This window comes from Rhizobacter sp. P1_G5 (genome assembly GCF_056405435.1).
Genome location: NZ_JBFUCB010000162.1, coordinates 1 through 10,546, shown reverse-complemented (window position 1 = coordinate 10,546; position 10,546 = coordinate 1). Strand labels below are relative to the sequence as shown.

Below are 10,546 nucleotides of genomic sequence, written 5' to 3'. Positions count from 1 at the left end.
CTTCGCGCCATGGCCCAGCGCGCTGGCCAGCGTCAGCGACTGGTGCACCGCCTCGCCCAGCCACGCCGGTACCGTCAGGCTCTCGGCCAGGTGGGTGTAGTAGCGCAGGTCCTTGCGCGCGTTGTCGAGCTCGAACGACAGGCCCTTCACGTCGCCCTGCAGCGTCTTCGCCATCGCCTGGAACAGCCCGGAATTGACCGCGCCGACCGTCGTCACCGCCACCAGCTGCCCCAGGTCGACCCCCGCGCGCCGCCCGACCGCAAACGCCTCGGCCGTCGACGTGCAGATGGCCTGCGCCATGAAGTTGTAGAGCAGCTTGACGACATGCCCCGCGCCCGGCGGGCCGACGTGGTGCAGGTTCTCGGCGAAGCAGCGCAGCAGCGGCTCGATGCGCGCGAAGTCCTGCTGCTCGGCGCCGACCATCACCGTCAGCCGCCCGGCTTCGGCATCGGCCGCCGAACGCGCAAGCGGCGCATCGATCAGCAGCACCTGCTGCGCGGCGCAGCGCTCGCGCAGCGCGGCGGTCGAGGCCGGCTCGCTGGTCGAGCAGTCGATGACCACCAGCCCCGGCTTCGGCCGCGCGAGCAGCCCGCCGTCGCCGGCAAACAGCCCCTCGACCTGCGGCGTGCCGGTGACGCAGATGAACACCACGTCGCAGCGCGCCGCCAGTTCAGCCGGCGTCTCCACCTGCACCGCACCGCGCTCGATCAGGTCGGCCACCCGATCGCGGTTGCGGTGCACGGTGAGGTGCAGCGCATGGCCCTTCAGTTGCAGGTTCTTCGCCATGCCATGGCCCATCAGGCCACTGGCGCCGATGAATCCGATCTTGCTCATTCACTTGTCTCCTGGTGTCTTGTTGATGGGACTGTTGGCAGAATCGACCGCTCATGACGCGCCGCCCCGAACCCCCGCCGCTGCCCGCCGAGGCCCAGGACGTCGCCCGGCTGCTCGGCGAAGACATCATCTTCGGCCGCCTCGCGCCCGGCAGCCGGCTGGTCGAGGACCCGCTGATGGCGCGCTTCGGCGCCACGCGGCACGGCGTGCGGCGCGCGCTGGCCGAGCTGGAGCGCATCGGCATCGTGGTGCGCGAGAAGAACAAGGGCGCGAGCGTGCGCGCGCTGGCCGCCACCGAGGTGCGGCAGATCTACGAGGTGCGCGAGCTGCTGCAGCGGCAGGCGGCGCTGCGCATCCCGCTGCCGGCCGATCCCGCGCTGGTCGCGGCGCTGGAGGCGCTGCAGCTGCTGTTCGTCGCGGCACTGCGGGCCGGCGACCACGGCACGGTGCACCGCATCAACGACGAGTTCCACCTGACGCTGTTCGGCGGCTGCGGCAACCCGTACCTGATCGGCTCGATCCGCCACTACATGTGGCTGAGCCTGCCGGTGCGGGCGCAGCGCACCGCCGCCGCAGGCCACGCCGAAGCCGCGGCCGACGAGCACCTGGACATGATCCGGTTGCTGAAGGGCAGCGACAACGCGGCATTGGCGGAGTTGTGCGTCGCGCATCTGCAGCTCGCGAAGCGGGATTACCTGGAAGCGGCCGATCACCAGCGGTGATGGACTTGCGCTTTCGCGTGCTTCTCGTAGATGGCGTTCACGGCCTGCATCGTCTCGGCTGACAGCGCCGGCAGGTCGGCCGCGCGCATGTTCTCCTCGATCTGCTTCGGCCGGCGGCCGCCCGGGATCGCGCACGTCACCGCTTCCTGCATCAGGATCCAGCGCAGCGCGAACTGCGCCAGCGTCTGCCCCGCCGGCACCAGCGGGCGCAGCGCCTCCACCGCCGCCAGGCCGCTCTCGTAGTCCAGCCCCGAGAAGGTCTCACCCTTGTCGAACGCCGCCCCTTCGCGGTTGAAGCTGCGGTGGTCGTCGGCAGCGAACTGCGTCTGCCGCGTGAGCCCGCCCGACAGCAGCCCCGACGACAACGGCAGCCGCGCGAGGATGCCGACGCGGCGCGCCAGCGTCTCGCGGAACAGCAGCTCGGCCGGCCGCTGGCGGAAGATGTTGTAGATGACCTGCACCGACTGCACGCCGGGGAAGTCGATCGCCTTCAGCGCCTCCTCGACCTTCTCGACGCTGACGCCGTAGTGGCGCAGCTTGCCGGCGCGCACCAGGTCGTCGAGCACGCCGAACACCTCGGGCATGTAGTACACCGGCGTCGGCGGGCAGTGCAGCTGCAGCAGGTCGAGTGCCTCGGTGCCGAGGTTGCGCAGGCTGCGCTCGACGAAGGCCGTCAGGTTCCCGCGGTTGTAGCCCTCGGCCACGTGCGGGCTGAGGCGCCGGCCGGCCTTGGTGGCCACGTAGAACGGCTCCGTGCGCTCCTTGCGCAGCCGCGCGATCAGCCGCTCGCTGTGGCCGTCGCCGTACACGTCGGCGGTGTCGAAGAAGTTCACGCCCAGGTCGAGCGCGCGGTGCAGCGCGGCCATCGATTCGTCGTCGTTCACCTGGCCCCAGGTGCCGCCGATGGCCCAGGCGCCGAAGCTGATCGTCGACACCTTCCAGCCGGTGCGGCCGAGTTCGCGGTAGTTCATGGAAACGTCTCCAGTGGGTTCCTTCCGGGATTATCGATAATTTTTCAATTGCGAACCTTTCTCATCGCGGGCCGCCGGCGATTTATCATCCGGGGTGTCGGCGAATGTCGCCCATCGTTTCATCAATCGCCAGCCATCGCGCTCTCGCATGGATCTCCGTCCTGCCCGTGGGTCGCCCAGCCAGCACACCTGCCCGCGACCGGGCCCCGGAGTACCTTTCCCATGGCAGTTCAACCCTTCCTGCGGCCGATGGCCCGCCCGCTCACGGCCGTCGCGCTCGCCATCGCGGCCTGGCCGTTCGCCGTGCGCGCGCAGCAGGCCGATGCGCCCGCCGCAGCCTCGCCTGAAGTCACGCTGGAGCCGGTGCAGATCAGCGGCAACTGGCTGGGCAGCGGCCTGCAGAACAGCGTGAAGAGCTTCGCCGGTGCACGCACCGTCGTGAGGAAGGAAGAGATCGAGCAGACCGGCGCCGTGTCGATCGGCGAGGTGATGCGCCGCATCCCCGGCGTGCAGTCGACCGAGAACTCCGGCACCGCCGGCAGCGCGATCTCGCTGAACATCGGCGTGCGCGGCCTGACCGGCCGCTACTCGCCGCGCTCCACCGTGCTGCTCGACGGCATCCCGCTGGCGGTCGCGCCCTACGGCCAGCCGCAGCTGTCGTTCGCGCCGGTGAGCCTGAACAACATCGAGTCGGTCGACGTGGTGCGCGGCGGCGGCGCGGTGCGCTACGGCCCGCAGAACGTCGGCGGCATCATCAACTTCAACACCCGTTCGATCCCGGCGACCGAGGCGCTGAGCGGCGATGCGACCGTGCGCTACAACAGCTACGGCGAAGGCGACGGGCACAACACGCAGTACAGCCTGTTCCTCGGCCGCGAGCTCGACAACGGGCTGGGCCTCGCGCTGCTGTACTCGGGCCTGGACGGCAGCGAATGGCGCGCCAACAGCGACGAGAAGGTGAACGACCTGGCCGTCAAGTTCCGCCAGCCGCTCGACGGCAAGGCCGAGGTCTACGGCAAGGTCTCGTACTACGACGTCACGTCGCGCACACCGGGCGGCCTGACGCCGGCGCAATACAACGTGGACCCGTTCCAGAACACCCGCCCCACCGACTACTGGAGCGGCGTGCGCAAGGGCATCGACCTGGGGTACCTGAACCCGATGTCGGCCACGCAGGAGGCCGAGGTGCGGCTCTACTACAACGAGAGCTCGCGCGCGAGCGTGCTGATCAACGCCGCCGGCACGGTGCTGACGCACCAGCCGCGCAACTACCGCGTGCTGGGCGTGGAGCCGCGCTACACGCAGCGCCTCGCGTTCGGCAGCGTCGCGCACGACGTGACGGTGGGCTACCGCTTCATCCGCGAGCGCGGTGACGACAACAGCTTCACCGAGACGCTCGCGAGCGGCGCGGTCAGCGCAACCACCCGCTTCGAGAACGAGACCGACGCGCACTCGGTGTATGTCGACGACCGCATCGCGATCGGCAGCTGGCGCATCACGCCGGGCGTGCGCTTCGAGCACATCGGCACCACGCGGATCGACGGCACGGGCAACACCTTCGACACCGACAACGACAAGGCGCTGCCGTCGCTGAACGTGGCCTGGCTCGTGACGCCGGAGTGGACGCTGTTCAGCAACTACAACACCTCGTTCGGCCCGGTGCAGAACATCCAGCTGAACTCGCAGACGACGAACAACCCGCTGAAGCCCGAGGTGGCGAAGACCTTCGAGCTCGGCACGCGCTGGAAGAGCGCGACGCTGAGCGCGGAACTCACCGCCTTCCGGCTGCGCTTCGACAACCAGATCCAGCAGGTCGCCGGCACGACGGCCCCGAACGTCGTCTTCCAGAACCTGGGCGCCACCAAGCACGACGGCATCGAGACGGCGATCGACTACAGCTTCGACAAGGACAGCGCCTTCGCCGGGCTGAACGTGTTCGCGAACTACACGCACACCCGCGCGCTGCAGGAATCGGGCGACACGGCCGGCAACGAGGTGCCGTTCTACTCGCGCGACACCGACACCGTCGGCGCCCGCTACCGGCTGGCCGCGTGGTCGTTCAACCTGTCGAGCACGCACCAGAGCTCGCAGTTCTCGGACAACGCCAACACCTGGAACGAATCGACCACCGCCGGCACGGGCCTGGTCCCCGGCTACCGCCTGTGGAACGCGCAGGTCGGCTGGAAGCTGCCGACCGCCACCGCGATCGACCTGCAACTGGGCATCAACAACCTGGCGGACAAGCGCTACTACACGCGCAACGTCGACGGCAACGCCGGCCGCATGGTGGGCGCACCGCGCACCACCTGGGTCCAGGCGCGCGTGGCGTTCTGATGTCGGCCACCGTGCAGGTGCCGCAGGCGCCGTCGCGGCGCCAGGGGCTGCGCCGCGTGTGGCTGCGGCTGCACCGCTGGCTCGGGCTCAGCATCGGCTGGGTGCTGGCCATCGTCGGGCTGCTCGGCGCGGTGCTGGTGGTCGCGCAGCCGGTCGACCGCTGGGCGCACCCGAACCTGTTCAAGGCCGAAACGTCGCTCGGGGCAGGCGGGCCCGGCGCGGCCGCGGTGCCGCTGGAGCCGCTGCGACAGCGGCTGGTCGCCGAGTTCGGCAGCGCCAGCGTGCTGACCTTCCGCCCACCGCACAGCGCCGACGAGACGCTGTGGGTGCTGGTGCGCGGCAAGCGCTGGAGCGGCACGGTGTACTTCGACCCGGCCACCGGCCGCGAGCAGGGCCGGCGCGGCGACAGCGAGGGCTTCGTCGGCTTCACGTTCAAGCTGCACAGCTCGCTGCTGCTGCAGGACACCGGCAAGGCGATGCTCGCCTGGGGCGCGCTGGTGTACCTCGCGATGCTGGTGACCGGCGTGGTGCTGTGGTGGCCGCGGCGCTGGCCGCCGTCGTGGCGCATCGAGCTGCGCCAGGGCGTGCTGCGCGGGCTGTTCGACCTGCACCGCACCGGCGGCATCGTGATGGGGCTGGTGATCGCGGTGTCGGTGGCGAGCGGCGCGTACATGGCCTGGCGGCCGCTCGGGGAGTTCGTCACCTTCCTGGCCGGCGGCACGTTCGCGCGCCCGCCCGCGCTGCCCAAAGAGGCGAAGGACGCGCCGGGCGGCCCGCCCGCCACGGTCGACGAACTCGCCGCGCAGGCGCAGCGGCAGTTCCCGAATGACCCGATCGGCTACATCCAGCTGCCCGGCCCGGACCGCCCGGTGCGCGTGCGCATGCGGCTGCCTGACGACCCGCACCCGAACGGGCTGACCTCGGTGTGGCTGCACCCGCGCACCGGCGCGGTGTTGTCGGTGCAGCGCTGGAGCGATCTCGATCCCGGTGGCCGCGCGGTGGCCTGGGTCTACCCGCTGCATGTCGGCGAGCTGGGCGGGCTGCCGCAGCAGGTGCTGACCTTCTTCAGCGGCCTCGCGCTCGGCGGCCTCGGGCTGACCGGCGTGTGGCTGTGGTGGCGCCGCCGGCCTGGCCGATGATCAGCCGGCGCTGAGCCGCGCGGCCGGCTTGCGGCTCGACAGGAAGGGCCCGAGCGCCGCGCGCGCCGCCTCGAACGATGTCCAGACCGCCAGGTCCGGCAGCGCCGGGATCGTCACCACCTCGCCCTGGTCGAACGCGACCAGCGAGGCATCGACCATGTCTTCCGCCGACATCACGATCTCGCTCGGCAGGTGCTCGACCGGCAAGCCTGCCAGCGCCCAGAAGTCGGTGCGCGTCGCGCCCGGCAGCACGGCCTGCACCCGCACGCCCTTCGCGCCGATCTCGTGCTGCAGCGCTTCGGTGAAGTTCAGCACGTAGGCCTTGGTGCCGCCGTAGGCGCCGTTCAGCAGGGCCGGCGCGATCGCCGCGATCGACGAGATGTTGATGATCGCGCCGCGCCCGCGCTTCGCGAGCCGTGGCGCTGCGGCGTGCGCGAGCCGCGTCAGCGCGACCACGTTCAGCTGGATCATCTCGTCCATCCGGTCCGGCGACGAATCGACGATCGGCGACGCGATGTTGAAGCCGGCGTTGTTGACCAGCACGCCGATGCCGTCATCCGACTGCAGGCGCTCGGCAATGCGCAGCTGGTCGCGCGGCTTCGTCAGGTCGGCCGCCAGCACCTCGACGTGGCGGCCGGTCTGCGCGGTGATGCGCGTGGCCAGCGCCTGCAGCCGTTCGCCGGTGCGGGCGACCAGCACCAGGTCGTGACCGCGGCGGGCCAGGCGGTCGGCGTAGACCGCGCCGATGCCGGAGGAAGCGCCGGTGACCAGCGCGGTGCCCAGAGGGTTCGTGGAGCTCATGTCGATGTCCTTCAGGTGCGCCGAGCCAAGCGGGAGTGCGGCATGCGGCGATTGACAACCCGAAGCGTGCGCCCTATTGTGATGTCTCATAAGTCTCAGAACCCTCGTTTCATGACATCTCGAAAATCGGCCTCGAAAGGCGCCCCGGTGCGCCGCATCGGGGTGGTCGTGTTCCCCGGCTTCCAGATCCTCGACCTCGCGCCGATCGCCGCCTTCGAGCTGGCGAACCTGTACGCCGGGCGCCCGGTGTACGAGGTGGAGCTGCTGTCCGAGCACGGTGGCCTGGTGCGCAGCTCGTCGGGCGTGGCCGTCGATTCGAAGCCGTTCAGCGCGGCGCGCCACGACACGCTGGCCGTCACCGGCGCGCTCGATGTCGCACCGTCGACCGAGGGCCTGTGCCGCTTCCTCGCGCGCAGCCTGAAGCGCGCACGGCGCATCGCCAGCATCTGCACTGGCGCCTTCATCCTCGCCGACGCCGGGCTGCTCGACGGCCGGCGCGCCACCACGCACTGGAACTTCACGCAGGCGCTGCAGAGCCGGTTCCCGCGCGCCACCGTGCAGCCCGACCGCATCTACGTCAACGACGGCCCCATCTGGACTTCCGCCGGCATGACGGCCGGCATCGACCTGGTGCTCGCGCTGATCGAGGAAGACCTCGACGCCGAGTGCACCCGCTTCATCGCGAAGAAGCTGGTCGTGTACCACCGCCGGCTCGGCGGGCAGACGCAGTTCTCGGCGCTGCTCGAGCTCGAGCCCGGCTCCGACCGCATCCAGAGGACGCTGACCCATGCGCGCGCGAACCTGCGCGACGAACTGTCGGTCGACGAACTCGCCGAGGTCGCGCACTTGAGCCCGCGCCAGTTCAGCCGCGCGTTCAAGGCCGAGACCGGGCAGTCGCCGGCGCGCGCGATCGAGCAGCTGCGCGTGGAGGCGGCCCGCGCGCTGATCGACAGCGGGCAGCACTCGCTGCTCGCGATCGCGCGCGACACCGGTTTCGGCGATCCGGAGCGCATGCGGCGGGCCTTCCTGCGCGCGTTCGGGCAGCCGCCGCAGGGCATCCGGCGCAGCACGCGCGAGCAGCAGCGCGCCTGAATCCCGCGCGGCGGTCATTTGTCTGGCTGTCTTCGGCGCCTTCTGCATCGTTCCTGCAGAACTGTTCGATAGCGTGTCCGGTTCCGACATGGACACGAAGGCGCACGGACATGAGCGACGAGATGGAGACCCAGCTGATGCGCTGGCCCTTGCGGCTGCTGCTGCAGGGGCTGGACGCACGCGATGAAGGCGCGGTGCGCCGCTGCCTGGCCCGTGCCACGCGCCAGCTGCAGCACCCGTGGCAGGTGGTGCACGACGGCGACGCCGAGGTCGTGCTGGTGGCCGGCCTCGAGATCGACACGGTGCGCGGCATGCTCGAGCCGCCGCTGGTGACGCTGCACCTGGCGCCGCCTTCGCAGGATGCGCGTGCGCTGGCGTGGCGCACCGGCCGCGCGCCCGGCACGGTGCTCGCGAGCCCGCTGCAGCCCGACGCGCTGGTCGAGGCGCTCGAATGCGCCGAGCACCGCTTTGCCGGCGAAGCCCCGGCCACGTTCACGCAGTTGTCCGCCGGCTGCCGTTTCCGGCTGCGCCGCTGGCCGCCCAGCGGCTTGATGTGGGAGGACAACGACAACCTGCGGCTGGCGAGCTTCATGCTCACGCGCTCGCTCGATCTCGAGAAACTGATGCGGCTGAGCAATGTCGCCGCCGACAAGTGCGTCGCCTTCATCACGCGGATGGCCAACGCGAACCTGCTGCACCTCGAGCCGGTGGGCGCGATCGGCGAGCCCTCGTCGGCCTCGTCGGCCTCGTCAGCCGAGGCACCGCGCGCCGAAGCCCCGCCGCGGCGCACCACCCGCGCCTCGGGCGGCCTGCTGAACGCGCTGCGCCGGCGCCTCGGCCTGGCCAGCCGCTGACCCCAGGAGACATCGATGCAGCACTCGGAATATCCGGAGATCGCCCTCCCCACCCTCACCTTCGAAGCGCCGCGCCCCCCGCGCGATCCGGTCGCCGTGGCACTCGCGGGCCTGTGCCGGCAGGCCGGTGTCGAGGGCTGCGCACTCGTCGACGCCGCGACCGGTACCGTGGATTCCACCAGCGGCTGCACCCGCAGCGGCGGGGTCTGGGAATCCGCCACCCGCTACTGGCAGCTGTACCACCGCCAGCGGCGGCACTTCGCGCCGTGGGGTGGCCTGCGCACCGCGGTGTTCATGCATGCCACCGGCGCGATCGGCGTGCTGCCCTGCTGCGAGGAGCCCCCGCTGCTCATCGTTGTATGCGCCCACTCCGGCAGCGTCGACTGGCAGGAGTGCGAACGCCTGACCCACGCGCTCGGCGCGGCCTTGCGCTCGCTGCTCGACCGGCCGCTGGTGCAGATCGCCGCCTTCTGAACACCCTCTGAACACCCCGCTCCATCGTGATTTCGATATGCCTCAATTCGAAATCACGATGAACACGTACCAATTCATGCCACCTCGCGCAAGCATTGCAAGCGCGTGAAACCGGTTCCAGTCCTACACGGGTTGCCCTCCTACCATCCGGGCGAACTTCAGCCCCCTCAGGAGGACAACCCATGTTTCCGTTTCGAAGCAGCAAGCTCTGCCTCGCGCTGATCGTCGGCGCCGGATTCACGCAGCTCGGCCATGCGGCCGACCTCGCCGCCGGCCGCTACACCGTGCGCTCATCGTTCAGCGGCCTGTGCCTGGCGGTCGACGGCGGCTCGACCGCCGAAGGCGCGAACGTCGTGCAATCGACCTGCGACACCTCGCCCGCCCGCCAGTTCGACCTGCAACGTGACAGCCAGGGCTACTACCGGCTGGTGAACGTGAACAGCGGCAAGGTCGTCGACGTGCAGGACATCTCCACGGCCAACGGCGCCAACGTGCACCAGTGGACCTGGCTGAACGGCGACAACCAGCGCGTGACGCTGCAGGACCTGGGCAGCGGCAAGTACTACGTGCGCTTCAAGCACAGCAACAAGTGCATGGACGTCGGCAATTCGAGCCGCGTGCCCGGCGGCAACATCGGCCAGTGGGAGTGCAACGACGGCGAGAGCGAGAAGTGGACCTTCACGCCGGTGGCCGGCGCGCCCGCTCCGGCCCCTGCGCCCGCCCCGGCCCCGACGCCGGCCCCCGCCCCGTCGTCGCGCTACAGCGTGCGCTCCAACTTCAGCGGCCTGTGCCTGGCCGTGGCCGGCGACTCGACGGTCAGCGGCGCCGACATCGTGCAGATGTCGTGCAACAGCTCGCTCGGCCGCCTGTTCGACCTGGTGCGCGACACCGAGGGCTACTACCACCTGAGCAATGCCAACAGCGGCAAGGTCGTCGACGTGCAGGACGTGTCGACCGCCGATGGCGCGAACGTGCACCAGTGGCAGTACGTCGGTGGCGACAACCAGCGCTTCACGCTCGACAACCTCGGCGGCGGCCTGGTGAACGTGCGCTTCAAGCACAGCAACAAGTGCCTGGACGTCGGCAACTTCAGCAAGGCCGAAGGCGGCCACATCGGCCAGTGGAGCTGCAACGGCGGCGAGACCGAGAAGTGGACGCTGGTCGCGGCCGCCCCGGCGCCGTCCCCCGCGCCTGCGCCGGCCCCTGCGCCCGCTCCGGCACCTGCCCCTGCTCCTGCCCCCACGCCGGCTCCGGCGCCCGCACCTGCTCCGGCACCGGCCCCCGCACCCGCGCCGAGCCCCGCCCCTGCGCCGGCTCCCGCGCCC

The 10,546-nt window shown here is 70.6% G+C and carries 10 protein-coding genes; 7 read left to right on the top strand and 3 right to left on the bottom strand.

What is annotated here, in order from left to right:
* A partial coding sequence (locus AC1D12_RS13575; RefSeq protein WP_477840949.1) for an NAD(P)-dependent oxidoreductase occupies positions 1-834 on the bottom strand: 834 nt, incomplete at its 3' end.
* 53 nt (positions 835-887) lie between these two features.
* On the opposite strand from AC1D12_RS13575, the gene AC1D12_RS13570 reads away from it, so the two are divergent.
* Positions 888-1,556 (top strand): GntR family transcriptional regulator, encoded by a 669-nt coding sequence (locus AC1D12_RS13570; RefSeq protein ID WP_477825322.1) that lies wholly within the window; start codon positions 888-890, stop codon positions 1,554-1,556.
* On the opposite strand, the gene AC1D12_RS13565 is transcribed toward AC1D12_RS13570, so the two are convergent.
* Positions 1,544-2,527 carry an aldo/keto reductase gene (locus tag AC1D12_RS13565; protein ID WP_477825323.1) on the bottom strand — a complete coding sequence of 328 codons (984 nt, stop codon included), beginning with the start codon at positions 2,525-2,527 and terminating at the stop codon, positions 1,544-1,546. The genes AC1D12_RS13570 and AC1D12_RS13565 overlap by 13 nt on opposite strands.
* Before the next feature lie 222 nt (positions 2,528-2,749).
* On the opposite strand from AC1D12_RS13565, the gene AC1D12_RS13560 reads away from it, so the two are divergent.
* The gene (locus AC1D12_RS13560; protein ID WP_477840947.1) at positions 2,750-4,861 is read left to right on the top strand and encodes a TonB-dependent receptor family protein; all 2,112 of its coding nucleotides are present in this window, start codon (positions 2,750-2,752) and stop codon (positions 4,859-4,861) included.
* Positions 4,861-6,000: a PepSY-associated TM helix domain-containing protein gene (locus tag AC1D12_RS13555; RefSeq protein ID WP_477826386.1), complete on the top strand. Its 1,140-nt coding sequence runs from the start codon at positions 4,861-4,863 to the stop codon at positions 5,998-6,000. Before AC1D12_RS13560 ends, AC1D12_RS13555 begins: the two co-directional genes overlap by 1 nt.
* Here AC1D12_RS13555 and AC1D12_RS13550 read toward each other — a convergent pair whose 3' ends face one another.
* Positions 6,001-6,801, bottom strand: a complete 801-nt coding sequence (locus tag AC1D12_RS13550; protein ID WP_477840945.1) for an SDR family NAD(P)-dependent oxidoreductase — start codon at positions 6,799-6,801, stop codon at positions 6,001-6,003.
* A gap of 147 nt (positions 6,802-6,948) precedes the next feature.
* Here AC1D12_RS13550 and AC1D12_RS13545 point away from each other — a divergent pair, with 147 nt between their 5' ends.
* From AC1D12_RS13545 to AC1D12_RS13530, 4 genes are all read left to right on the top strand, one after another.
* Positions 6,949-7,893, top strand: coding sequence for a GlxA family transcriptional regulator (locus tag AC1D12_RS13545; protein WP_477826384.1), 945 nt, complete (start codon positions 6,949-6,951; stop codon positions 7,891-7,893).
* Positions 7,894-8,003: 110 nt separating this feature from the next.
* The gene (locus tag AC1D12_RS13540) at positions 8,004-8,747 is read left to right on the top strand and encodes a hypothetical protein (protein ID WP_477840943.1); all 744 of its coding nucleotides are present in this window, start codon (positions 8,004-8,006) and stop codon (positions 8,745-8,747) included.
* A 15-nt stretch (positions 8,748-8,762) separates the two neighbouring features.
* Complete coding sequence (locus AC1D12_RS13535) at positions 8,763-9,221, top strand: hypothetical protein (RefSeq protein ID WP_477826382.1); 459 nt, start codon at positions 8,763-8,765, stop codon at positions 9,219-9,221.
* A 182-nt stretch (positions 9,222-9,403) separates the two neighbouring features.
* Positions 9,404-10,546, top strand: a 1,143-nt coding sequence (locus AC1D12_RS13530) for an RICIN domain-containing protein (protein ID WP_477840941.1), incomplete at its 3' end; no start/stop codon positions are given.